Source organism: Rathayibacter iranicus NCPPB 2253 = VKM Ac-1602, from assembly GCF_003149025.1.
GTDB classification, from domain to species: Bacteria; Actinomycetota; Actinomycetes; order Actinomycetales; family Microbacteriaceae; genus Rathayibacter; species Rathayibacter iranicus.
In genome coordinates this window covers 43,516-66,713 of record NZ_QGDV01000007.1, presented here as the reverse complement: position 1 = coordinate 66,713, position 23,198 = coordinate 43,516, and the positions used below count along the sequence as shown (strand labels likewise).

Genomic DNA, 23,198 nt, shown 5'->3' with positions numbered 1-23,198 from the left:
CGAGTGACCGACGCACGCCAGCAGCTCATCGAGTACATCGGCTCCGACGCCGTCTTCCATGGAGACTTCACCCTCACGAGCGGTAAGAAGGCCTCCTATTACGTCGACCTGCGCCGAGTGAGCCTCGACCACCGCGTCGCTCCGCTGATCGGAGAGGTCATGCTCGACCTCATCGCGCCGATCGAGGGCGTCTCCGCGGTCGGTGGGCTGACGATGGGAGCCGACCCGATCGCCGCAGCAATCCTGCACCAGGGAGCCGTGCGCGGGGTCGCCTACGACGCTTTCGTCGTCCGCAAGGAGCCGAAAGATCACGGTCGTGGCCGGCAGGTCGAAGGCCCGGACCTCGAGGGCAAGCGCGTCGTCGTCGTCGAGGACACCTCCACCACCGGAGGTTCCCCGCTTAAAGCCATTGAGGCGCTGCTTCGGGTGGGCGCCGAGGTCGCTGGAGTTGCGGTCGTGGTCGACCGAGCGACCGGCGCGCGCGAGATCATCGAGGACGCCGGATACCCCTACTTCTCTGCGATCGGTTTGGCCGATCTCGGCCTCGTCTGATGGACGACGAGCGCGAGCGCTCCCACGAGGGGGAGCGTCCAGAGCCGGAGCGTCCGATCGGAGGCAGCGAGTGGCTGCTGCAGCAGCTGAGCGGCGGACGGCTCAAGAGCATCTTCGACGCACCCCGTTCCACCACTCCGGCCGGGCAGCCGGACGCTGCCGAAGCGCCGGAGGGTGAGCGTTCCCTGTCCGACGAGCCAGGGCAGCCGGATGCTCGTCGAATCGAGGCTCCTCAGCCTGATGCGCTCTCTCCCGATACGCCCCGGCCCGAGGATTCTCAGGAGCGCGACCAGGACGGCGAGACCGCGGAGAGCACCGGTGCAGAGTCCATCGACGAGAAAGCGGCTGGCAAGAACGGCGACGACTCGTCCTCAGACGTGTTTCGTGAGCGCAATCGTGCCGCTCCGGTCGGCCGCTGGCCGGGTGAGCCGGTGCTGAGCGTGACACCGCAACCCGAAGCGCTCGATCATCCCGAAACGGTCGACCCGCGCGAGCCCACGAGCGACGACGCGCCGAGCGGTGACGTCCCGAGCGAGGCTGGCCACGGCGCGTCAGCAGGGCTCGACCCCTCGGAGCAGCAGCCCGGCGACTCCGTACCTCCTTCGCGGCAGCCCACGGATGACGGTGCGGTGCCGGTCCCTACCGAGGAGGCCCGCGCCTCGGATGCCGTCCAGCCCGAGTCCGCTCCGGATCCCTCGCGCCCGTCCCTGCCCGCGGCGCAGCCGCCCGACGATGTGCCGACGGCGCCCGCTGCGCTCCGCGACGCGCCCACCCCGCCTTCGGAACCGCTCGCGGAACCGAGCGACGGGCGACCCGACGGAGCGACGCCGCCGACCACGCGCGAACCGGCTCCCGCGGCCGTCTATCAGTGGCCCGATCCGCGGGGACAGTGGGACGAACCGCCCGTGTGGGAGGAGGTCGTCGCCTCCCGCGACGACCCCGAGGACGATGGCGGAGACGAGGAGCTGTGGCGCGAGACCGCCGGCACCTACCCCTGGAACCTCGAGCCGACCGCTGAGCCGATCGCTGACCCGACCGCTCCTCCAGCCGAGCCGGCCGCTCGCCAAGCTCCACCGTTCGAGACCACCCCTGCCGCTTCGCACGTGAACTCAGCGTCGTCGCGTGCTTCCCGTGGTCCTCACGGGCGGCTTCCTGATCGCGCCGGTGCCGAGGTTCGCGGGTCGGCGCCTGCCGCTTTACGGTTTCCCTCGTGGCGCACCCTGAGCCGTCGCCGCCTGCTGATCGGCGTGATCGCCGCGGGAGCCGTGATCCTGCTCGCCGCTCTGTTCGCCATCGGCATCGCCGTCGGCTCCGCCGGTGCGCCCGCCCAACAGGAGGTGTTGCCCGGTGCGGCGAGTGCCGAGGACGTTCGCTCGCCCACTCCGGCTGCCTCGCTTCCGGGCGTCGGACCGTTGCCCGCGGGCACCTGGGCGTGGAGCGCTCTGCTCGGCGGCGAATGCATTCAGCCCTTTGACTCTGTCTGGGCGGAGGAGTTCACGGTTGTCGACTGTGCCGTGGCGCACACCGCGCAGCTCGTGGCGACGGCCGAGTTGCCCGACCCCTCCTTCCCTGGGCAGGAGGCGCTCGCCGTCTCGGTCTCGTCGCTGTGTCAGGCGCAGGGCGTGGTCGATGTCGCAGCCGCCGGGACCTACGGCGACGTGCAGGTGTCCGGCGCGTTTCCTGTCACGCAGGAGCAGTGGGACGCCGGGGAGCGCAGCTACTACTGTTTCGTCGACCGCGCAGGCGGCGGTGAGCTGACCGGGTCACTCGCCGGGACCTCCTCTGGCTGACCGGGTGGCGTCCTCGGCCCGGGTCCACGGCTTGTAAGGTTGCCGATCGTGCACGAGAACGAGGCGACCAGCGCGGCGGGACCCACCTCCTCCGTCGAACTCACGACCCAGGGTGTCGGCCCGTGGGAGGGCGACTGGCCCGACGACGAGCGCCTGGACCCGGAGCTGCTCGAGCGCGGCGACTCCCGCAACGTGATCGATCGCTTCCGTTACTGGCGGATGGAGGCCATCGTCGCGGAACTCGACCGCACCCGGCATCCGTTCCACGTCGCCATCGAAAACTGGCAGCACGACATGAATATCGGCTCGATCGTGCGCAGCGCCAATGCCTTCGGTGCCGAGGGTGTGCACATCGTCGGTCGGCGGCGGTGGAACAAGCGCGGTGCCATGGTGACGGATCGTTACCAGCACGTGCAGCACCACGAAACGGTGGCTGATCTGGTGCAGTGGGCATCCGCGGCGGAGTTGCCTCTGATCGCGATCGACAACGTTCCGGGGTGCGTGCCGCTCGAGACGTTCGCGCTGCCGCAGCGCTGCGTGCTTGTGTTTGGGCAGGAGGGGCCGGGGCTCTCGGAGGAGGCGCTCGAGGCTTCCGACGCCGTGCTCGAGATCTCGCAGTTCGGCTCGACCCGCTCGATCAACGCCTCGGCCGCGGCGGCCGTCGCGATGCACGCGTGGGTGTTGCAGCACGTGCGCTTGTCAGCGCGAATCGTCCGGTGATCAGGCGGTGGGCTCCGGCGGGAACTCCGACTCGAGCGGCTCGACCGACAGCAGCTCGTGCACGCCGCTCAGCACCTCGTCCGGGCGGAACGGGTAGCGCTCGATCTCGGCCTCGTCACTGATTCCAGTCATCACGAGGATCGTATGCAGACCGGCCTCGATCCCAGCGACGATGTCGGTGTCCATCCGGTCGCCGATCATGCCCGTGTTCTCGCTGTGTGCGCCGATTTTATTCATGGCGGAGCGGAACATCATTGGATTTGGCTTGCCGACGACGTACGGATCTTTGCCCGTGGCCTTCGTAATCAGCGCGGCGATCGCGCCCGTCGCTGGCATGACCCCCTCAGCGCTGGGGCCGGTCGCATCAGGATTGGTGACGATGAAACGCGCGCCGGCCACGATCAGGCGGATCGCCTTGGTGATCGCCTCGAAGCTGTAATTGCGGGTCTCTCCGACGACGACATAATCGGGCGACGTCTCGGTCATGATGAAGCCGACCTCGTGCAGCGCCGTGGTGATCCCCGCCTCGCCGATCACGAATGCACTGCCCCCGGGCATCTGCGAGGCGCAGAAATCGGCGGTGGCAAGCGCGCTCGTCCAGATCCGCTCCTCCGGCACGTGCAATCCGGAGCCACGCAGGCGCGCGGCGAGATCACGCGGAGTGAAAATCGAATTGTTAGTGAGCACAAGGAACGGTGTACCCGAGTCGGTCCACTCCTGGATCAACTCCGGCGCGCCAGGGAGCGCCTGGTTCTCGTGCACCAGCACGCCATCCATATCGGTGAGCCACGCCTCGACGTCACTGCGGTTAGTCGCCATGGGTCGATGCTATCGGCGGACCTTCGTCGTGGCGCGGGCAGTCGCGGCGCAACCCCCGGGAACGGCTCATCAGGCCACCTGTGGAGGAGCGTGTGTCGCGCGCCTCGGTTGCAGGCTTCCAGACCCGAACGGGCAGGAGCGGGATAGCCTGGGACCATGACTGGCGAGAACCTGCTAGGCCCCGAACCGACCCTCCTCCCGGATGAGCCCGCCGTCGCCGCGGCCCTCGCACAGCACGCGAACCCGGGAGCCGTCGAGTTCGCCGCCCTCGCCGCCGCTCATCCGCGTTCACCGCTGGCCTGGGCGCTCCTCGCCGACAGCGTCTGGGGGATCGACGCGGCCCTCCCCTCGTACGCGTACGCACGCGTCGGCTACCACCGGGGCCTCGACATGCTCCGCGCCGCAGGCTGGCGCGGCCAAGGCCCCATCCCCTGGCGCCACGGCCCTAACCGCGGCTTCCTCCTCTCGCTCTACGCTCTTCGTCGCGCCGCAGAATCCATCGGTGAAACGGAGGAAGTGACCCGCCTCACGCAGTTCCTCGAACAGGCCGACCCCGCCGCCATCGGCCAGATCGAGCGGTACCACGAAGACGCGTTGCCCCCCACCGCCTCCATAGTCATCCTCGGCGCCGACTGATCGTCCCCCGGGTACGGCGCTCGCGGCGTTGTCGTCGGGCGTCGTAGCGCCGCTACGACTTCCTCCTCCGCCTTGCGATCACCGCACCCGGACGACGATCAGTCCACCCTGCGGGAGAGGGGGGTGGGCCGTGCGCTGTGCGCACGAGCCGGCGGGGGAGCCGTGCGTTGTGCGTACGAGCCGGCGGGGGCCGTGCGCTGTGCGCACGAGCCGGCGGGGGAGATGGGGCGCGTCTGCTTGATGAGCCGGAGGGTGTGTGCGTGCGGGAGGATCAGGGAATGGACAGCGAGGTGGTCGGGGGGTTTCTCGGAGGGCTTGCGGGGGCCGAGGCGGGGTTTCCTTTTGGGGAGGGGATTCGGGTGTGGAAGGTCGGCGGGAAGGTCTTCGCGCTGGAGGGGGAGCGGTTCGGGCGGCGCGTGGTCAGCGTGAAGGCGCTGCCGGAGAATGCGGTGCACCTCGTGGCGGGAGTCGACGGCATCGAGCCTGGGTATCACTTGAACAAGCGGCACTGGGTGACGGTTGACGCCGAGGGGATCGTCGAGCCCGGACTGGTGCTCGAACTGATTGCGGAATCGCACGCGATCATCGTCGCGAAGCTGCCGCGCCGTCTCCGCCTCGCCCTCGACGGAACTGCCTCGGGATCGCTGAACGAGGACCGCTGACCAGCTCTTCCGCGGCGATTTTCCCGCCAGATACCGGAGAACGGACGAGATCCCCCGCCGCGGCAGGGGATCTCGTCCGTTCCGACCGATCTCGCGACATTTCGCGAGAGGGGGGCGGCGGGGGCGGGGGCTAGAGGTTGTAGGAGCGGAGGTAGGCGGCGGTGTCGTGCCAGCCCTCGACGGCGAAGCACTCGACGCCCATTGCCTTGACGGGGTAGTCGTTACCGTCGGGGTCGAGGCGGTCGCCGACGAAGATCATGTCGTCGAGGGGGATGCCGGTCAGCTCGGTGAGCTTGTTCATCCCGTACGCCTTATCGATGCCCTTGCGGGTGATGTCGACGGAGGTGGAGCCGCCGGAGCGGACCTCGAGGTCGGGCAGGACGGCCTGCACGGCCTCGCGCAGGATGTTCTTCTTCTCGCCGTCCGGGTCCCAGGCCTGCTTCGCCTCGACGGGCGCGGCCTGGCCGAGGGCCGAGAAGGTGATCTGCGAGTCGCGGTCCTCGAGGATCGGACCCCAGGTCTCGGACTCCCAGTAGCCGAGTTCCTTCGCCTTCTCCTCGACCGCGGCGAGGGCGCGAGACTTCTCGTCGTCGGTGAGGTTCTCGGCGTAGATCTGCGCCCAGTCGCCGTTCTCGTAGCGGTAGTACTGCGTGCCACAGGTGGGCATCAGGTGCAGCTTCGCGAGGACCTCGGGGTCGGCGCCCTCGAGCCGGTCGAGCACCTGCATCCGGAACTGGCCAATCTGGCCGCCCGAGATGATGCAGACCTCGGTGGCCTGGAGCAGCTTGACGAAGAGGTCGGCCATCGCCGGGTCGACGGGGGACTTCGAGGCGGCGAGGGTGTCGTCGAGGTCGAAGGCCATCAGGCGGGGCAGGGTGCTCATGGATCTCGTTTCACGGTCTGCGGACGGGGCGGTATCGAGGATACGGGGCGGCGCCGGAACGCGGGCGCGGTCGGCACGGGCGCCCTCCGCGCGCAGACTGGAGAGATGACCGCCGCCACAGCGCCCGACGGAGGATGCCGCTCCGCCCCGCGCACCCTCGCCCGCCTCCTTCTCGGCCTCGTCCTCGTCACGGCGGGGACCGCCCACCTCACCCTCGCGCGGCAGGCGTTCCAGGCTCAGGTTCCGCCGTGGCTCCCGTTTGACTCCGACCTCGTCGTCGTGGCGTCGGGGGTGGTGGAGATCGCGCTGGGACTCGCGCTCGCGCTGCTCGCACGGCGGCGGGTGCTGCTCGGAGTCGTCGTGGCGGCGTTCTTCGTCGCGGTGTTCCCGGGGAACATCTCGCAGCTCGTTACCCGCACCCCGGCCTTCGGCCTCGAAACGGATGTCGCGCGCGCGGTGCGGCTCGTCTTCCAGCCCCTCCTTGTCGTCTGGGCGCTGTGGTCGACGGGGGCGTTTTCGGCGTGGCGGCGCCGGGCGCGGGTGCGCCGGGCCTGATCCGTCATCGCCCCTAACGACGGATGGCGGCCGACGGGAGGAGCCCCGTCGGCCGTCGTCCGCGTCGCTGTGCTAGGCCGTGCGGCGGCGTCGCGCGATCACCAGCGCGAGGCCCGAGGCCAGCAGCACCAGCGCGCCTCCCACGAGACCGGCCGCGTCGGCGCCGGTGTTCGCGAGCGAGCCCGGACCGGTGCCGCCGGCGACGGGAGCCGCCGTGGTGAGGGGCTGCGGCGACGGAGCGACGGTGGGCTGCTCGGTCGGCGTGCCCGGCTCGGTCGGGGCCGGAGCGACCGGGATTTCGGCAGCGGGCTGCGTCGTCAGCGTCCAGTTCGGGTCGAAGAAGTCGGCTTGGTCGATCACGCCGCGGGCGCTCGACCAGTCGATCAGCAGCTGGCGGATCTCGAGGCGTTCATCGTAGACGAGGGGAGCCTGCGCGACGGCCGGGTAGGCGCCTCCGCCGCTCTGACGGTAGTTGTTGACCGCCATCACGAAGCGCTCGTCATCGGCGATCGGGGTGCCGTCGGGGTGCGAGAGGCTGCGGATGCGCGAGCCGGCGGGCTGCGAGACGTCGATCAGGTAGTCCACGCCCGAGATCGCGTCGTAGTTGTAGTCCGGGATGCCGTCGGGCCGGTCCTCGGTCTTCGCGTCGGTGCCGGTCTCCGGGTCGAACACGGCCCCCTCCGCGGTCTGGACGAAGTAGCGGGCCGAAAACTCGAGGTACTGGCGCACCTCGGCGCCGGTCAGCTCGACTCCGCGCAGAGTGTTCTCGTAGATGTACAGGCCCGCGATGTCGCGGATGCTGACCTGCCCCTTCGGGAACACGGCGGTGCGCGAGAACGGCGATGCCTGCGAGATCACCGGCAGGTCTCCCCACTCCGTGCCCTCGAGGGCTGTCTCGACGGTCTCCGCCTGCACCGTGTTGATGAAGTCGATGATCGGAGTGTCCTCGTAGCGGGAGGTCGCGGCCGAGAGCTCTTCGACCGACTCCGCCACGGGGGTGTTCACGTACTCGATGGTGGTGGCGTGCTGCTCGGCGAGGGCGTCGACCAGCGCGGTCGACTCCTCGGCGATGTCCGTCGCGTAGACGGGCTTCGCGACCGGAGCGTTGTCGGCGGACCAGTCGACCTCCAGGCCGCCCGCGGCATCCGGCACCAGGGTGAGGGTGACCTCGGTGAGGCCCTGCGCCCAGAACTTCGGCTGGGTGACGAGCACCTGCTCGCCGGCGACGTTGGTGAAGAGTGTCTCCGGGACATCCTTGTGGCTGTGGCCGGCGACGATCACGTCGATCCCGGGGACCTGCGTCGCGATGTTGTTCACAACGTCCTCGTTGAGATCGGCCGCGTCGTACTCGGCGTCCGGCACTGTGCCCTGACCGGTGTGTGCGAGGACGACGACCACGTCGGCCTGCTCCTGCACGATCGGGACCCACTGCTTCGCGGCGGCGACCATGTCCTGGAACTCCAGAACGCCGTCGACGTACTGCTTGTCCCACACCCGTACTCCCGGAGTGACGAGGCCGAGGACTCCGACGGTGACCGTCTTCCCGTCGATCTCGCGCTCGATCAGGGTGTACGGGTCGTGGTACGGCTTCCCCGTGGCGACGTCGATCACGTTCGCGCCGAGCAGCGGGGCGTTCAGGTCGCCGTCGTAGGCGCTGAGCATGTCAAGCCCGTAGTTGTACTCGTGGTTGCCGACGACCTGGGCGTCGTAGCCGATCGTGTTGAAGGCGGTGGCCATCGGATGCGTCGTCTCGCCCGAGAGGACGCCCGCGGCGCCGTCGCCAAGCCCGTAGTAATAGGTGAGCGGTGTGCCCTGGATTGCGTCGCCGTTGTCCATGACGAGCACGGACTCCTCGCCCTTCTCGGCCCGGAGGCGGTCGACCTCGGTCGCGACGCGGGAAAGGCCCAGCGTGCCGGTGGCCGGGTAGGGGGCGTTGGCGAAGTAGTCCCAGTCGTCGACGTGGCCGTGCGTGTCCGTCGTCGACACCAGAGTGAGCTCGACGCCGTCGTCGAGGGTCGCGGCTGAGGCGACGGGAGCGGCGGTGGCAGCCCCGAGCGCGACGAAGGCGAGGAGGCTTGCAGCGCGGAGTGTGCGCATCGTTATCCTGTTCGCGTGATGAGTGGTGTGTGAGCAGTTTCGAATCTATGCGGCCCGTGTGAACTGCGCATGTGGGGATCGGGAGTATTGCTCGGCGACCCAGGCGCCGGGTCGCCCGCGGCACCCCTCCGCTAGAATTGAGCGGCTGGTCGCGCGGAGGCGGCACGACTTCCGCGCCGGACCCGCCCATCCCACGCCCCTCCCGTTGAGAAGGACACGCCATGCCAGCAATCGTCATCACCGGCGCCCAGTGGGGCGACGAGGGCAAGGGACGCGCGACCGACCTCCTCGGTAGCCGCGTCGACTACGTCGTCAAGTTCAACGGCGGCAACAACGCGGGGCACACCGTCGTCGTGGGTGACGAGAAGTACGCGTTGCACCTGCTTCCCTCGGGAATCCTCACACCGGGCGTCGTGCCCGTGATTGCGAACGGCGTCGTCGTCGACATCGAGGTGCTGTTCCACGAGCTCGAGGCGCTGAGCGCCCGCGGCGTCGATGTGTCGAAGCTGCTCGTCAGCGCCAACGCGCACGTCATCACCAGCTACCACCGCACCCTCGATAAGGTCACGGAGCGCTTCCTCGGCAAGCGCCAAATCGGCACGACCGGTCGCGGCATCGGCCCGGCCTATGCCGACAAGATCAACCGCGTCGGCATCCGGATCCAGGACCTCTTCGACGAGAACATCCTTCGCCAAAAGGTCGAGGGCGCCCTCGACCAGAAGAACCACCTGCTGGTGAAGGTCTACAACCGCCGCGCGATCCTGGTCGAGCAGGTGCTCGAGGACCTGCTGCAGTACACCGAGCGCCTGCGTCCGATGGTCGCCGACACTTCGCTCGTGCTGGCGCAGGCCCTCGACGCGGGCAAGACCGTGTTGTTCGAGGCCGGCCAGGCCACGATGCTCGACGTCGACCACGGCACGTACCCGTTCGTCACTTCCTCCAACGCCACCTCGGGCGGCGCGGCCACTGGCTCCGGAGTCGCGCCGAACCGCATCGACCGGGTCATCGCCGTCATCAAGGCCTATACGACGCGCGTCGGCGCCGGTCCGTTCCCGACTGAACTCTTTGACGAGTGGGGCGAATACTTGCGCAAGCAGGGCTTCGAATTCGGCACCACCACCGGCCGTCCGCGCCGCTGCGGCTGGTACGACGCGCCCATCGCGCGCTACTCCGCTCGGATTAACGGGGTCACCGACTTCGTCCTCACCAAGCTCGACGTGCTCTCCGGCCTGGCAACGATCCCCGTCTGCGTCGCTTACGACGTCGATGGCGTGCGCCACGACGAGGTACCGGTCTCACAGAGCGACTTCCACCACGCGAAACCGATCTACGAGGAGTTCCCCGGTTGGCAGGAGGACATCTCGGGCTGCCGCGAGTTCTCTGACCTCCCGCAGACGGCGCAGGACTACGTCCGTGCGCTCGAGGCGATGAGCGGCGCGCGGTTCTCGGCGATCGGTGTCGGGCCCGAGCGCGAGCAGGTCGTCGTGCTGCACGACCTGCTCTGAGGATTTCACAGCACGTGCAGGCCGTGGCCGATCGCGGCGAGGATCGCGCGCTCCACGTCCGGCCAGCGGGTGAGCACCTGTGTCGCTGAGAAACGCAGGGTGACATAGCCGTCGACGGTGGCGTTCAGATCGCGGTGCCGGTCGTTCTCGAATTCGTGGGTGGAGCGGCCGTCGAGCTCGACGATCAGGGTCCGGCCGATCAGCAGATCGACCCGACCGACTCCGGGGACGTGCACCTGAGTTCGAGCGACGACGCCCACGACGTGCAGGCGCCAGCGGGCCAGGGTCTCGACTCCGCTCTGGGAGTCGTTGCGAGCGAACGCGAGGAGCGCATGCAGCCGCTGCGGGCACGCGGAGCGGAGGTCGGCGAGGTCGTCGGGGCCAAGGATCCGCTTCTCGAGGGCGGACTCGAGCGCGACGAGCAGATCCTCCTCCCCGAGGACGCGGCCGAGCTGCAGCAGAGCGTGGATGGGCGAGACGCGCAGAGGTTCGTCGCCCGGGTGCGCGGGATCCCAGTGCAAGCGGATCCCGCGGGGGGCAGCTACGCGGGCGGCATGGGGGCCGACGTGGATGTGGAGCTGCGTGGAGCGCAGGACCCAGAGGCCGTGGGAGCGGGCGGCGTCGGTCGCGGCGAGGCGGCCACCGAGGCGGAAAGCGGTGAGGGCCTCGGACGGGAGGTTCGGGGCGGCGTACCAGCCGCGGCGACCGCGGACGAGCCGACCGGTGACCACGGCGGCGTTGAGTTCGCGCACCGTCGCTCCCGTCGCGACCAGTGCTGCGCGCCGCGCGATCCCACCCCGACGCATCAGCTCGGCTTCGATGTCCATGGCGCCACGATCGCGGATCTGCTCGAGCATCGGTGGTCGGCCGGGTCTTCTGGGGAGGGCTACCGCTTCCTGCGGGATGTGGAGGGAGGTCTGGGTAGGCCGCGGAGCGGAGGTGCTGTTCCAAACGAAGGAAGGATCTGCCGAGGCCGGCCGGAAACACGGGGCTCGGAGCCCGGTCCCGCCAATCCTTCCTTCGTTGAGAACGGGATAATCGGCGCATGCAGATCTACGCCGACCTCCCGGCCGTCCGAGCGCGACAGATCGTGGCGGATGCCCTCTCGATCGGAGTTGCTGTGGTGGCGATCGCCGCCGGGCTCGCCGTCGGCTCGCTGATCGCCGGCCTCGCTGAGATCGGGCGGCGACTCGAGAGCGCTGGCAGCGGCTTCGGCTCGACGATGAGCGACGCCGGCAGCACGCTCGGCGAGATTCCGCTCCTCGGCGATGCCGTACGCGCCCCCTTCGATGAGGCAAGTGGCGCCGGTTCGATGCTGGCCGCCGCGGGCCGCGACCAGCAGCAGCTCGCCGGCGCCCTGGCGGTGGTCGCTGGAGTCTCGGTGGCGGGGCTGCCGCTCCTCCTACTTGCTGTCCTCTGGCTGCGGCCTCGGCTGCGCTTCGCCCGGCGCACGGCTGAGCTCCGGACGCTCGGGTCGACCGTGACGGGCTCTGAGCTGCTGGCTCTGCGTGCGCTCACCCAGGCGACGCCGCGCGAGATCCTTGCCGCGCATCCCGACGCGGTTCCCGCGTGGCGCCGTGGTGATCCCGTGGCGACTTCGGCTCTCGCGGCTCTCACCCTCCGCCGGGCTGGTCTTCGACCGCGCTGACCCGATGCCGAGTGGAACGTCCCTCGGAGGGATGACGGCCACACCACCCCCCGGACGACGACGGCGACACGTGCGGCTCCGTAACGTCGAGGACATGCAGAACCAGACCTCCTCCGTCGTGGCGCGCGTCGAGGGCGTGCGCAAGCTCTACGGCAGCACGCCGCCCGTCGTCGCCCTCGACGACATCACGCTCTCGATCGAGCGCGGTGAGTTCACCGCCGTCATGGGTCCGAGCGGATCCGGCAAGTCCACGCTCATGCATGTGCTGGCGGGGCTGGACACCGCGTCCTCCGGTCGCGTGTTCCTCGGCAGTGCTGAGATCACCGCGATGAGCGACGCCGAGCTCACCGTGCTGCGTCGGCGCAGCGTCGGTTTCGTGTTCCAGGCCTTCAACCTGGTGCCCACGCTCGATGTCCGCGGGAATATCCGCCTTCCGTTCCAGCTCGACGGCCGTGCCATCACCGCCGAGGAGGAGGACTGGATCGCCCGCCTGATCGACTCCCTCGGCCTCCGCGAACGCCTCAACCACCGACCGTACGAGCTCTCGGGCGGCCAGCAGCAGCGCGTCGCGATCGCCCGCGCACTCGCCACCCGCCCGGAGCTGATTTTCGCGGACGAGCCGACCGGCAACCTCGACTCCCGCACCGGCCGGGAGGTGCTGGCTTTGCTGCGCGCCTCCACTCGCGAGTACGGGCAGTCGATCGCGATGGTGACGCACGACCCGATCGCCGCCGCCTACGCCGACCGCATTGTGTTCCTCCGCGACGGGGTCGTCGTCGACGACCGCCGTGGAATGAGCGCCGAGGAGATCTCGCGCGCCATGCTCGCTATGGAGGGAGCAGCGTGAGCCGCGTGAATACCGGCTCTAGCCAGGGCGGCGGTGCGATCGTGACCGTCGCCGCGCTCTCGGCCATGTTCGGCACGATGCTGGTACAGGTCGTTACCGTGATGTCCGCGGCGATCTCGGCGAGGGGGCTCGAAAATGTCGGTACGGTCTCGCTGACGCTCTCGATGGTCGGGGCCGTTTTCTTCGGTATTGCGGTGTACGTGGGCGGGATCGTCACGGCCAACTCCGTCTCGACAGTGATCGCCGGGCGCACCCGTGAAATCGCGCTGCTGCGACTGCTCGGCGCCTCTGGCCGGTCCTTGCGCGGCGAGGTGGTGCGCACCGGTTTCCGCCAGGGCCTGCTCGGCGCGGCGATCGGGCTGGTGGCTGGGGTCGCCCTGGTCGCGCTCGGTGCGGAGTTCGCGATGCGCAACGGCATGATGGGCCGTTTTGAGTACCCGTTGGTGTCGTTCGGGCTCGTCGTGCCTCCGCTGGCGGTGATCGCCTCGACGGTGATCGCATCCTGGTCCGGCTCGCGCCGCGTCCTCGTGGTGGCTCCCGCCGACGCGGCTGGCTCCTCGGCCGAGCCGCGCTACGACGAGCTGCGCGCTCGTACCGTCCGCAACGTGTTCGCGATCGTGCTCGTCGTGATCGGCGGGCTCCTACTCGCAGGCGGGGTCGTGATGGGTCTGACGAATCCGACGGGCGTCCTGCCGGGTCTGCTCGGCGGCATGGTGTCGTTTACCGGAGTCGTCCTCGGGGCGCCCGTGCTGCTCCCGCCGCTGACCGCGCTGGTCGGACGTGCCTTTGGCGGCAGTCCGGTAGCGCGCCTCGCCTCCGCCAACGCGATCCGCAATCCCGCCCGCAGCGCCCGCGCCGTGATCGGTCTGGTGATCGGAGTGGCCCTGGTCACGATGTTCGCGGTCGGTACGGCGACGTTCAGCTCGATCATGAAGCGTGCAGGCGAGCTGAACCCGGAACAGTTCGCCGCGTTCGAGCAGATCGTCTCGGTGACCACGGCGGTGATGACCGTCCTGCTCGGATTCTCGGTCCTCCTCGCCGCAGTCGGCATGGTCAACACGCTTTCGCTGAGCGTGCTGCAGCGCCGCCGCGAGCTGGGGCTCCTTCGTGCTCTCGGGTTCACCGGCTCGCAGGTGCGCTCGATGGTGGTGCTGGAGGCGGCTCAGATGATTCTCGCGGCGATACTGCTCGGCGTGGTGCTCGGCATCGCCTATGGCTGGTGTGGGGCGGTCTCGCTCTTCGGATCGAACCCCGGCGTCGGCCTGGTGCCGCCGACGATTCCCGTGCCGACCCTCGTGGGCGTGCTCGCCGTGAGCATCGCGATCACGGTCGTCTCGGCCGTGGTGCCGGCGCGCCGGGCCACGACGGTGTCTCCGGTCGCGGCGCTCGCCGTCGCCTAAGTCGCCCGGAGGTCGTGCTCGCACGACCGAGAACCCCAATGGGAGGAGTTCCTGCTCGCTGTCAGCGAGCAGGAACTCTTCACGGTCAGAGCGAGCGGCCAGGCCGCCGGTCACGGTATAGACCGCGGATGCCCCCAGTTCCGGTGGCGTCCACTGCTCCCGCATACCTGGTCGAGGAGGCGCACGAGGGCCCCGGCGGACGACTCGGTAGGCTAACTCTCGACGAGCCCGCGCGTCCCTCGATGGTTGCGCGACGTCCCGAAGGGAGAACGGCCTCATGGGGCGACTGATCTACGACTCGACCCTTGAGGCAGACTTCGACGACCGGCTGTTGGCGCACCTGCAGATCGTGATCGGGTCGAAGCTTGCCCGCAACGAGTCGTTCTACTTCTCCTGGAAGGACTCGCAGGCGGTGGGCGACGGGCGTACCTCGATCTGGCTGCACCCTGCGATCCCTCTGCGATTCAAGTACCACGGCGGCCGGGCTCCGGCCATCAACCCCGACTGGATCCGCCAGCTGCTGGCCGATTCGCACACCGCTCACGGTCTGCGGATCAGCGAGGAGCCGCACGGCGCCGTCCGTCACACCGACGAGGAAACCCTATGAAGCGCGTCGAGATCACGTACGGCGGGCTGCCGTTCAGCCTCAGTGAGACGAGCGCCGCCGAGGTCCGTGCGAGCATCGACCGCGCACTCGATGGATCCGCACCGCGCTGGATCACCGTCAACCAGGGCGAGGGTGAGTCGCGGGAGACGTCGATCCTCATCACTCCCGGCGTCGCGTTCTCGGTCGCCGACGTCGCGCACTGATTCCGCGACGGCCGAGCACTGCTCCTGCGGTCAGCGAGCGAGCACGGCCGGAAACTCTCGCGCGATCTCGCTGGCGAGGTACCCTGCTGGGCCGAGTCGTCCCGCGAGGACGGCGTCAGCCTCCGTGTGGAGGTAAGCACCCCAGGCAGCGGCGCCCATCGGATCGACGCCGCGGCCTCGAAGTCCCGCCGTCGCTCCCGCCAACACGTCGCCGCTGCCTGCGGTCGCCAGGCCCGGATGCTCGCCCTCGATCCAGACGACGTCGCCGTTCGGTGAGGCGATCGTGTTGAACAGGCTCACCACCGCGCCGTAGCGCGCGGCGATCGCCACCGCGGCGCGCTCCACGTCGTCGACCTCCGCGCCGAGCAGCCGGGCAGCCTCCTCCGTATTCGGCGTGAGGAGGAGCCGCCCCGCCAGGCGTCGGGCCACCCGGCGCTGCCCGGGGAGCACGCCGAGTGGGAAGGCGTCGAGGTGCACCGCTGGCACGGCGTCGAGGAGGGGCGCGAGCGAGCGCAGGGTCGCGGTCGTCGCTCGAGGATCATCCAGGCCGGGCCCGACGAGCGCGACATCGGCCGAGGCGAGTTCGCCGGCCAGCGCCTCCAACCCGCGGCCCGAGATCGAGCCGCCGCGGGTTTCGGCGAGTGGCACGACGCCGCACTCCGGCAGAGCGACGGCCGTGGCCGGGGCGACCGACTCGGCGACACAGAGTGTGATCCGTCCGGCTCCAGTGCGCAGGGCGGCGACGCCCGCGAGTATCGCGGCTCCGGGAGTCTTGCGGGCACCTCCGACGACGACGACGTCGCCGCGGGCGTGCTTCGAGCCGCTGGGCGCAGGCAGCGGCCAGCGCCGTTCGAGGAGGGCGCGATCGGTGACCTCACTCATAGGGATCTCCTTCTCCGGCGTCGCGGTTGTCGTGCCGGGTGACGGGAGCGCCGGAGCGCTCGAGGTGCGTGGTGCGGTTGAACAGCGCCAGGCTCCAGCCACCGCCCTCGCGGACGAGGCGGGTGACGGACGCGTTCGCGACCGGGGTCGACGCGCCGATATCGAGCAACTCGTGCTCCGAGAGCATTTCGCAGACGTAGCGGACGATCAGCACGACCGCGTCGTGACAGAACAGCACGGCGGGGCCGTGGGGCGCGGCGGCGTCGAGATGGTCGAAGAACGAGCGGACCCGTAGCGCAAGATCCGTCCAGGCTTCGCCCCCCGGCGGCCGGTAGTAGAACTTGCCAAGCCACTCGCGACGAGCTGCCTCCTCGGGCAGACGGGCGCGTAGGCCCGCGGAGGTGAGGCGGTCGGTGACGCCGAGGTCGCGGTCGCGCAGGCGTTCGTCGCTGTGCAGCGGCAGGTCGATCCCGGCCTCTGCAAAGGCGAGACGCGCGGTTGAGGAGGCGCGGCGATAGGGCGAGGTCCAGGCCGAGGCGGGTTTTTCCTCGCCAGCTAACCAGCGGCCGAGCGCCCGGGCCTGCTCCTCGCCCGCGGGAGAGAGGTCGACGTCGGCGTCGCGCCGATCGACCATGATTTCGTGGGCTCCCTTGGCCTCGGCAGCGCTCGCCGCGATATTGGCGAGACTCTCGCCGTGCCGTACCAGGAGGATCTCGGTCGGTCCGGTCGTGCGGGAGGCTGCCATTCCTCCACGCTCGACCTCTCTGCCGCGAAGCGCCAGGGGTTTGCGTGTCGGTGCGGCGGGTTGCTACGCGATGGTGCGGTCCTTCGAGACGGAGGGTGGGTCCTTCTCGGCCGTGACCGCGGTCTCGACTGCGGCGCGCGTCTCGGGGTCGCCGAGGATGCGGAAGTGGCCGCCGGTTTCGATCCGCACGTTGACCGCGCCCTCGAGCATGCTGCCCTCGGGGATGTGCGGATCGAAGAGCCCGAACACCGAGGTGATCCGGGCATTCGCCCCCGCTCGGCCGGCGAGCAGCAGCGTCGTCGCATCCCGAGGGGAGAAGGCCCGGAGGCTCCGCAGTATCAGGTAGGGCGCGTAGCGGGAGCCGCCGAACGGGGTTGAGACGGCGACCATCCGGTCGATGCGGCCGTCGTGGTCGAGTTCGGTCATCACGTACTTGCCGATCAGGCCGCCTTTGCTGTGCGCGACGATCACCACGTCGCGCAGATTGTGCTCGGCGAGGTAGGCGGCCACATCCTCCGCAGTGCGGGCAACCGGGCGACCGTTGCGGCCGAGGCTCGTGAGAACGTGCAGCGGATGCCCGCTCGCGTGCAAGGGGTCGATGATCGGGCGGAGGAACGACCAGGTCTCCCAGATGCCGGGCAGGACGACGACCGGCCGGCGGTCACCGTCGAGGTAGTCGTCGGGCGCCCGGCGTGAGAGGACGCCGCGCACCTGCCAGGCGACGGCGTATGTGTAGTCCTGAGTCCACCAGGTGGCGGTGCGCAGCAGGCTCCGGAGCCGCCTCATGCGGCCGACTCCGCCTGGCGGGGTGCGGGTAGCGGAGTCGGCGCCTCGTCGAGCGCGGCGGCGAAGCGGAGGATCTCGTGCGCCAGAGCTTCGGGCTCGGTGCGCGGCACCACGTGGCGCGACGCCGCCAACTCGGCGAGGCTTCCCCGCTCGGCGTCGGCGAGGAGGCGCTCGCACCAGTCTCGGGTCGCGATCGGGTCGTCGCGCCCGCGCACGATCAGGACCGGCTGGGCGAGAGCGGCGAGCCGCAGTTGGATCGGGTAGTGCAGCATCTCGGGCAGCTGACGGAGGTACCAGCGCAGTCCGCCGCGCAGGTAGTCGGCGAGCACGATCGCATCGACTCCGACCGGCTCGCCGAGGCAGTCGCGCAGGAGAGCGAGCCCTTGGCGCAGGGAGCCGGGCCTCAGTGGGTCGACGACGGGCCCGATCAGGACCGCCCCGTCGATGAGATCCGGAGCGCGCAGGGCAAGTTCGACGGCTACCTGCGTTCCCATCGAGTGCCCGATCGCGACCGCCCGGGTGACGCCACGCTCGATCAGCGCTTGCTCGACCTGCCGGGCATGATCTTCGATCCCGACCCGCTGCTGTGGTCGGCGGTTCGCCCCGAAACCGGCGAGGTCGACTCCGATCACCCGGCTGTGCCGGCCCAGCGCCGCCGCGAGGGGGGAAAAGGTGTGGTGCGACATCCCGATGCCGTGGATCACAACGAAGGTGCGCTGGGCCTCGGCGCGTCCACCGGTGAGGGTGCGCAACTCGACCCCCTCGACGTCGTGTCGCACAGAGGTCACGCGTCGGGGTGATGTCGGCAGCATCGTCCCAGGCTAGGTACTCGGCGCGGACAGCGCTTGGGGATGCGCGCGCGGCGGCTGTGGTCTAGGCGTCCGGCCCCTGTGGAGGAGCGACCGGCGGGCGGACCTGTCAAGCGCCTCCGCTGCGGCAGCCGTGCTGCCTACCCTCAAGCGAGGGCGACGGATGCCGCTCGCGGAGGGATGACGACATGCGGATCGCGATTGTCGGGGCGACGGGAAATCTGGGTACGGCACTGCTGCGACGCCTCGACGGCGAGGCCGGGGTGGACGAGATCGTCGGAGTCGCGCGGCGGGCACCCGCGCTCGACTCCGAGGAGTACCGGGGCGTGCGCTGGGTCGAGGTCGACATCGCCTCGAGTGAGGCGCCGCGCCTGCTCCGCGAGGCCTTCGCCGGGATCGACGCGGTCGTGCACCTCGCGTGGGCACTGCAGCCGAGCCACGATGAGCGGTTCCAGCGGCTGGTCGACGTCGGAGGGACCGCGGCCGTGCTCGCGGCGGTCGCCGCCGCCGGAGTTGGCCAGGTTGTGGTCGCGTCGTCCGTCGGTGCGTACAGTGCGGCTCCCAAGTCGACCCGGGTCGACGAGAACTGGCCGACCGGTGGTCTGCACACATCGACGTACAGCCGACATAAAGCAGCGAACGAGCGGGCGATGGATGTGTTCGAGGCCGAGCACCCGGAGGTGGTGGTCACCCGGCTGCGCCCTGGGCTTGTGTTTCAGCGCGGCGCGGCGACCGAGATCGCCGGACTTTTCGCGGGACCGCACTATCCCACCCGATGGCTGAAGGCGGTCCGTATCCCTGTCCTGCCGCTGCCTCGGACCCTGATCGTCCAGGGCGTGCACGCCGACGATGTGGCCGACGCGTTCTGGCGCGCACTCGACAGGCAAGCGGGCGGCGCCTTCAACGTCGCTGCCGAGCCTGTCCTCACTCCGCAACTCCTGGCCCGCGCGATCGGCGCCCGGCTGGTGACGGTGCCCTTCGGTCTCCTCCGTTCGATCGTCACCGCGACGTGGCACCTGCGGCTACAGCGGACGGACGCGGGGTGGCTCGACATCGCGGGCAACGTCCCGGTGATGTCGACCGAGCGGGCGCGCGCCGAGTTGGGCTGGACGCCGAGGTTCACGGCCGAGGAGGCGCTCGGCGAATTGATCGAGGGCCTGGGCGACCGGTCGACCATCGCGGGATCTCCTCCGCTGCGGGGATAGGCGAGCCGCGGGAGGGTCAGCTACTCAGCGAGACCGGGCCGGAGGCGTCAGGCCTGCTCGTCCGTCACCCAGATGAGGACCTTGCCGATGGCTCCTTGCTCGACCGCGTCGTGCGCGGCGGCAGTCTCCTCGAGCGGGAACCACGTCAGCGGCAGGCCCGCCGCCTCGCCCACCGGCAGTGCGCCGTCGGCGAGGGCGGCGGTGATGTCCTCCGCGGCGGCCTGCAGGGCCTCCTCGCCGACCGTGTACAGAAGGAGACCCTGCCAGCGCGCGTTCTTCGCGAAGCTGGCGACGATCGGCGCCGTGAACTCGTCGCCGTTGTTGTTCGCGTAGTAGGCGATGCTGCCGTGGTTGGCCAGCACCGCCACGTCGAGGGCGGCGTTCTGCGCGGGCGCGACCTCGACGATGTGCTGAACACCGTCGGGCGCGAGTACGCGGATACGGTCAGCCAACGCGTCATCCGGGTACTGCAGCACGTGCTGCGCGCCTGCCGCGCGGGCGAGTCGCTCCTTGGAGTCGCTGCTCACCGTCGCGATGACCGTGGCGCCCGCCCAGACGGCGAGCTGGATGGCCGCATGCCCGACCGCGCCGGCGCCGCCCTGGACCAGGACGGTGCGGCCGGAGAGGGCACCGGGAGCGAGGCGAGAGGGGCCGTGTTCGTGCACGGTGAGGGCGCGGTGGGCCGTCATCGCGGGGACGCCGAGGCTGGCGGCGACATCGGTCCCGATCCCGTCGGGGAAGCGCACGACATGCTCTGCGAGCAGCACCGCCGACTCCTGCGCAGTACCGGTGGGGCGCTGATGGGCTGACAGGTACATCCAGACCCGGTCTCCGACGCGCAGGCCCTCGACGCCGTCGCCGACCGCTGCGACGATTCCCGCGCCGTCCTGGTTGGGGACAACCTCCTCGAAGGCGAGCTCGCCGCCGGCGCGTGCCTTCCAGTCGGTCGGATTCACTCCTGAGGCGAGCACCTGGACGCGGACCTCGCCGGGCCCGGGGTTTTGCGCCTCCCGGTCGACGAGGGAGAGAACGGAGGAGTCACCGGTGCGGGAGTAGACGATCGATCGCATACCGAGGGCAAGGCACGGATCGCGCGAGGTATTCCCGTTCGTACTTGCGCTGCCCGAGGTGCTCCTTCGGGTCGCGGAGCGGTCTCTCGTCCTCCCCTTATTCGGCGCCAACGGGAGCAAGGTTTGTGGATGGTGCCTATCATGACGACCACTCAAAAGCGTCTCGTGGGGGGCGCGGAAGGCAGGAGGATCCGTGCGAGTACGGTTTGATGCGGAGGCGGCGAGTCTTCTCTCGTCACGATTGCGGAGTGCGGGGGTGGAACTCTCGCGCCAAAGTCAGGAGCGGGAAGCCGCGGTGCTCGACGTGCAGATCGACTTCTCGGGGGTCGCGCAGGTGGTGTTCGAGCGGGCGTGCACGATCGCTCTCAACGATCGGATGGCGCTCATCGACGTCTTCTCGATGGTCGCCGACCAGGTTGACGCGGTGGCTGAGCAGGCGGTGGCGGAGCAGGAGCGCCGCGACGCCCTCGACTCCTGGTACGAGCGGGAGAGGATACGTCTACACAATCAAACTACCGGGGACCCATTCCAGGCGCTGAAGGACGAGGTCGCACGGGATCTCGATCCGCGGCCCTCCACCGAGCCGATCCGTCCCCGTCCGCTGTACGTGTCCTTCGGAGTGCGGGCGCGATACCACTCGACCGAGGGCGCTCCGACGTCGGGGAGGAGTTCGGCCGACCCGATGCGCCTGCGCAGCTTCCTGGGAGTCGCTCGGGCGCTCGATCGGGAAGCGGGCGACCTGGTCAACCGGCTCAGCGGCGACTGGACCGATTTCGTGGACAGGTGCTCCTGGGCACCCATCGAGCGAATGGACGCGCTGGGCGGTCTGATGGGTCTCCTGAACGAAAATGCGGACGATGCGAATTGGCTTGAGCGCGTCGCAGAGGCGTTCGAGCGCGCCGGGGGCGGCACGCTCTCGGACGTCGCGATCGGCACCTGCGCGATCGGGCGGCAACCGGCTCCGCTGCGACATCTCCTCGATCGGAGTCTCACGTCGCCGGACGTGCTCGCCGCGTGGCGAGACTCGGGGCTGAGGCCCTCCGACGTTGCGGGTCTTCCCCTCGCGACGCAGATCGCGTTCGCCGATCTCGACGGGCTGCCGGCCGCCGCCCGCGATGCCGCGTCGCGGGCCGTGCTCGATGCGGCGGAGCGCGACCCGATGGGGGTATATCTGGCCCTCGGGTTGGGGAGTGGGGAGGGCATCGGGCTGGCAGAGTTCACGAAGCAGATGAGTGCGTTGCGGGATGCGGTGCGGGATGCGGACGAGAAGGCGCTTGATCTCCCGACCGGGCCCGAGGGGAAAGTTGCACAGCTTGTCGGGCTCAGCGTGGACGATGGGGCACTGGTCGGGGCTATCTCGCTGGGGAATCTTGATACGGCGGACCGGGTGACCGTTAATGTTCCGGGAGCGACCACGACAGTTGCGAGCATGGAGCAGAACGTACGCGTGGCGAATGATCTATTCGAGGGCGCTGCCTTCATCCATCCTGATACCTCCTTCGCTGTCGTCTCGTGGATCGGCTACCGCACTCCCGCGGGAGCTGAGGCCTTGACCGATGCGCGTGCCGCCTCCGGGTCTCCCCGTCTGAGTGGCTTCATCGATGGTTTCCTCGATGCGCGAGCGGATCTTCTGCCCGAGAACATTTCCCTCTTGAATCACTCCTACGGCTCGCCGACGGCGGTCGATGCCTGTCGGGACATTCGGCACCGCATCGACGCGCTCGTCTCCTATGGCTCCGCTGGGGTCGACCCAGATATCGACCTGAAAGACCTGAATGTCGACAAGGTGTTCGCGACCGAGGCCGATGCCGACGGGACGGCAGATATCGGCCGTCTCTGGGGTCTGGGTCCGCGCGTCGACCCCCGGACCCTCGACGGCGCGATCATCTTCTCCGCCGAGGAAGGGGACGGGACAAAGGCTGTGACCGGACATGATATGTCGCCAGACGAGTCGAATGGAGACGTCGGCTACCTTTCACCGGATGCGACCTCCTTCAAGTCCGTAGTCAAGATTATGGCGACGGGGGACGTGGCTCAGTGAGAGCGAGGAAGAATTTGCGGCGGACTGTCCGTGCAATGCTGGCGACGGCACTACTGGTGATGCTGCTCTGCGGATGCGGAGCGGGTGGAGAAAGGAGCACGATGACGGAGCAGCGGGATGCGGCGGGGATGACGCAGGCGGAGGTGGCGGAGTTGTCTTTGGAGCAGGAGTTCGAGTTAAATGCGCAGCATTATGTGCATATGAACGAGTTGTTGCGGGATGCGCAGTTGCGGATTAGTGACGGTGTGTGGAGGTGGAACGGTGGGGAGACGTTGCCCGAGGAGGGGTTCAATGGTGGCGTGGGTGGGGGTCTTCCGGGCGCGACGGGCAAGAACAGCTACTACGTGCAAGGAGGCCGGATTATCACCCCGGAGGGGGCGAACGGTTCTCTCTCGGACCTGGATCCGATGCGGAAGTATTTCGAGGAGCAGGGGTGGCAGTATTTCACACGGGAGCACACAACGGACGCCGATTTGTGGGGTATCACGGGTGATGGCTATCGGATTAACTATTATATCCAGGCGAGTGGAGTGTATTCAATTCAGGTGTATAGCGAGTTGTTTTGGACGAACGATGCTCATGCATTGTTCGAAGCGGTCGCGTCGAGGAGGGAGAGGGAGCATCCGGAGGAGTCGCTTCCCGGCGTGTATGTCCCCTTTCCTCAATGGGATGCTCCGATCCGTCCGTTGGGTCGTCAGTGATCCTTCTGCGGGCGGCAACGAGGATCGTAGGGGTT

General features: G+C 69.2%; 24 protein-coding genes. 15 read left to right on the top strand and 9 right to left on the bottom strand.

Going from position 1 to position 23,198, the window contains the following annotated elements; all coding sequences use genetic code 11:
* The first annotated feature begins 3 nt into the window (after positions 1-3).
* Genes pyrE through B0H03_RS09135 form a run of 3 tightly spaced genes read left to right on the top strand, consistent with a single transcriptional unit; the run spans position 4 to position 3,062 of the window.
* Positions 4-552: an orotate phosphoribosyltransferase gene (pyrE, locus tag B0H03_RS09145; RefSeq protein ID WP_104265916.1), complete on the top strand. Its 549-nt coding sequence runs from the start codon at positions 4-6 to the stop codon at positions 550-552.
* Entirely contained in the window at positions 552-2,342 is a 1,791-nt protein-coding gene (locus tag B0H03_RS09140; protein ID WP_104265917.1) for a hypothetical protein, read from the top strand. Before pyrE ends, B0H03_RS09140 begins: the two co-directional genes overlap by 1 nt.
* A gap of 48 nt (positions 2,343-2,390) precedes the next feature.
* The gene (locus B0H03_RS09135; protein WP_104265918.1) at positions 2,391-3,062 is read left to right on the top strand and encodes a TrmH family RNA methyltransferase; all 672 of its coding nucleotides are present in this window, start codon (positions 2,391-2,393) and stop codon (positions 3,060-3,062) included.
* Here B0H03_RS09135 and B0H03_RS09130 read toward each other — a convergent pair whose 3' ends face one another.
* Positions 3,063-3,881 carry an HAD-IIA family hydrolase gene (locus B0H03_RS09130; RefSeq protein ID WP_104265919.1) on the bottom strand — a complete coding sequence of 273 codons (819 nt, stop codon included), beginning with the start codon at positions 3,879-3,881 and terminating at the stop codon, positions 3,063-3,065.
* 156 nt (positions 3,882-4,037) lie between these two features.
* Here B0H03_RS09130 and B0H03_RS09125 point away from each other — a divergent pair, with 156 nt between their 5' ends.
* Together B0H03_RS09125 and B0H03_RS09120 are read left to right on the top strand one after the other, a co-directional pair.
* Complete coding sequence (locus B0H03_RS09125; protein ID WP_104265920.1) at positions 4,038-4,517, top strand: DUF3151 domain-containing protein; 480 nt, start codon at positions 4,038-4,040, stop codon at positions 4,515-4,517.
* Between the two features lie 278 nt (positions 4,518-4,795).
* Positions 4,796-5,179 (top strand): MmcQ/YjbR family DNA-binding protein, encoded by a 384-nt coding sequence (locus B0H03_RS09120; RefSeq protein ID WP_104354389.1) that lies wholly within the window; start codon positions 4,796-4,798, stop codon positions 5,177-5,179.
* A 130-nt stretch (positions 5,180-5,309) separates the two neighbouring features.
* Here B0H03_RS09120 and B0H03_RS09115 read toward each other — a convergent pair whose 3' ends face one another.
* Positions 5,310-6,062 carry an HAD-IIB family hydrolase gene (locus B0H03_RS09115; RefSeq protein ID WP_104265923.1) on the bottom strand — a complete coding sequence of 251 codons (753 nt, stop codon included), beginning with the start codon at positions 6,060-6,062 and terminating at the stop codon, positions 5,310-5,312.
* A 105-nt stretch (positions 6,063-6,167) separates the two neighbouring features.
* On the opposite strand from B0H03_RS09115, the gene B0H03_RS09110 reads away from it, so the two are divergent.
* A complete protein-coding gene (locus tag B0H03_RS09110) occupies positions 6,168-6,617 on the top strand; it encodes a DoxX family protein (RefSeq protein ID WP_104265924.1) in 450 nt (149 codons plus the stop codon).
* A gap of 72 nt (positions 6,618-6,689) precedes the next feature.
* Here the strand turns inward: B0H03_RS09110 and B0H03_RS09105 are convergent, their stop codons facing one another.
* Positions 6,690-8,714 carry a 5'-nucleotidase C-terminal domain-containing protein gene (locus tag B0H03_RS09105; protein ID WP_104265925.1) on the bottom strand — a complete coding sequence of 675 codons (2,025 nt, stop codon included), beginning with the start codon at positions 8,712-8,714 and terminating at the stop codon, positions 6,690-6,692.
* Between the two features lie 221 nt (positions 8,715-8,935).
* Here B0H03_RS09105 and B0H03_RS09100 point away from each other — a divergent pair, with 221 nt between their 5' ends.
* The gene (locus B0H03_RS09100; protein WP_104265926.1) at positions 8,936-10,219 is read left to right on the top strand and encodes an adenylosuccinate synthase; all 1,284 of its coding nucleotides are present in this window, start codon (positions 8,936-8,938) and stop codon (positions 10,217-10,219) included.
* A 5-nt stretch (positions 10,220-10,224) separates the two neighbouring features.
* On the opposite strand, the gene B0H03_RS09095 is transcribed toward B0H03_RS09100, so the two are convergent.
* A complete protein-coding gene (locus B0H03_RS09095) occupies positions 10,225-11,046 on the bottom strand; it encodes a DUF559 domain-containing protein (protein WP_160487305.1) in 822 nt (273 codons plus the stop codon).
* 218 nt (positions 11,047-11,264) lie between these two features.
* Between B0H03_RS09095 and B0H03_RS09090 the strand changes: the two genes are divergently transcribed.
* The 5 genes from B0H03_RS09090 (at position 11,265) to B0H03_RS09070 (ending at position 14,924) form a co-directional block, all read left to right on the top strand.
* Positions 11,265-11,867: a hypothetical protein gene (locus tag B0H03_RS09090; protein WP_104265928.1), complete on the top strand. Its 603-nt coding sequence runs from the start codon at positions 11,265-11,267 to the stop codon at positions 11,865-11,867.
* Between the two features lie 94 nt (positions 11,868-11,961).
* On the top strand, positions 11,962-12,714 hold the full coding sequence (locus B0H03_RS09085; RefSeq protein ID WP_104265974.1) for an ABC transporter ATP-binding protein: 753 nt from the start codon (positions 11,962-11,964) through the stop codon (positions 12,712-12,714).
* Positions 12,711-14,114 carry an ABC transporter permease gene (locus B0H03_RS09080; RefSeq protein WP_104265929.1) on the top strand — a complete coding sequence of 468 codons (1,404 nt, stop codon included), beginning with the start codon at positions 12,711-12,713 and terminating at the stop codon, positions 14,112-14,114. The genes B0H03_RS09085 and B0H03_RS09080 overlap by 4 nt, the downstream gene beginning before the upstream one ends.
* Before the next feature lie 277 nt (positions 14,115-14,391).
* Positions 14,392-14,721, top strand: coding sequence for a DUF7882 family protein (locus tag B0H03_RS09075; protein ID WP_104265930.1), 330 nt, complete (start codon positions 14,392-14,394; stop codon positions 14,719-14,721).
* The gene (locus B0H03_RS09070) at positions 14,718-14,924 is read left to right on the top strand and encodes a hypothetical protein (protein WP_104265931.1); all 207 of its coding nucleotides are present in this window, start codon (positions 14,718-14,720) and stop codon (positions 14,922-14,924) included. The genes B0H03_RS09075 and B0H03_RS09070 overlap by 4 nt, the downstream gene beginning before the upstream one ends.
* Before the next feature lie 30 nt (positions 14,925-14,954).
* Here the strand turns inward: B0H03_RS09070 and B0H03_RS09065 are convergent, their stop codons facing one another.
* The 4 genes from B0H03_RS09065 to B0H03_RS09050 form a co-directional block, all read right to left on the bottom strand.
* Positions 14,955-15,806 carry an ADP-dependent NAD(P)H-hydrate dehydratase gene (locus tag B0H03_RS09065; RefSeq protein WP_104265932.1) on the bottom strand — a complete coding sequence of 284 codons (852 nt, stop codon included), beginning with the start codon at positions 15,804-15,806 and terminating at the stop codon, positions 14,955-14,957.
* Positions 15,799-16,551, bottom strand: a complete 753-nt coding sequence (locus tag B0H03_RS09060) for a histidine phosphatase family protein (protein WP_104265933.1) — start codon at positions 16,549-16,551, stop codon at positions 15,799-15,801. The genes B0H03_RS09065 and B0H03_RS09060 overlap by 8 nt, the downstream gene beginning before the upstream one ends.
* A gap of 63 nt (positions 16,552-16,614) precedes the next feature.
* Positions 16,615-17,337, bottom strand: coding sequence for an esterase/lipase family protein (locus B0H03_RS09055; protein WP_237399460.1), 723 nt, complete (start codon positions 17,335-17,337; stop codon positions 16,615-16,617).
* Complete coding sequence (locus tag B0H03_RS09050; protein WP_104265934.1) at positions 17,334-18,149, bottom strand: alpha/beta fold hydrolase; 816 nt, start codon at positions 18,147-18,149, stop codon at positions 17,334-17,336. The genes B0H03_RS09055 and B0H03_RS09050 overlap by 4 nt, the downstream gene beginning before the upstream one ends.
* Before the next feature lie 185 nt (positions 18,150-18,334).
* On the opposite strand from B0H03_RS09050, the gene B0H03_RS09045 reads away from it, so the two are divergent.
* Complete coding sequence (locus tag B0H03_RS09045) at positions 18,335-19,351, top strand: NAD-dependent epimerase/dehydratase family protein (protein WP_104265935.1); 1,017 nt, start codon at positions 18,335-18,337, stop codon at positions 19,349-19,351.
* Between the two features lie 47 nt (positions 19,352-19,398).
* On the opposite strand, the gene B0H03_RS09040 is transcribed toward B0H03_RS09045, so the two are convergent.
* A complete protein-coding gene (locus B0H03_RS09040; RefSeq protein WP_104265936.1) occupies positions 19,399-20,421 on the bottom strand; it encodes an NADPH:quinone reductase in 1,023 nt (340 codons plus the stop codon).
* 256 nt (positions 20,422-20,677) lie between these two features.
* Between B0H03_RS09040 and B0H03_RS09035 the strand changes: the two genes are divergently transcribed.
* Together B0H03_RS09035 and B0H03_RS09030 are read left to right on the top strand one after the other, a co-directional pair.
* A complete protein-coding gene (locus B0H03_RS09035) occupies positions 20,678-22,462 on the top strand; it encodes an alpha/beta hydrolase (RefSeq protein WP_104265937.1) in 1,785 nt (594 codons plus the stop codon).
* A gap of 101 nt (positions 22,463-22,563) precedes the next feature.
* A complete protein-coding gene (locus B0H03_RS09030; RefSeq protein ID WP_104265938.1) occupies positions 22,564-23,163 on the top strand; it encodes a hypothetical protein in 600 nt (199 codons plus the stop codon).
* The last annotated feature ends 35 nt before the right edge of the window (positions 23,164-23,198 follow it).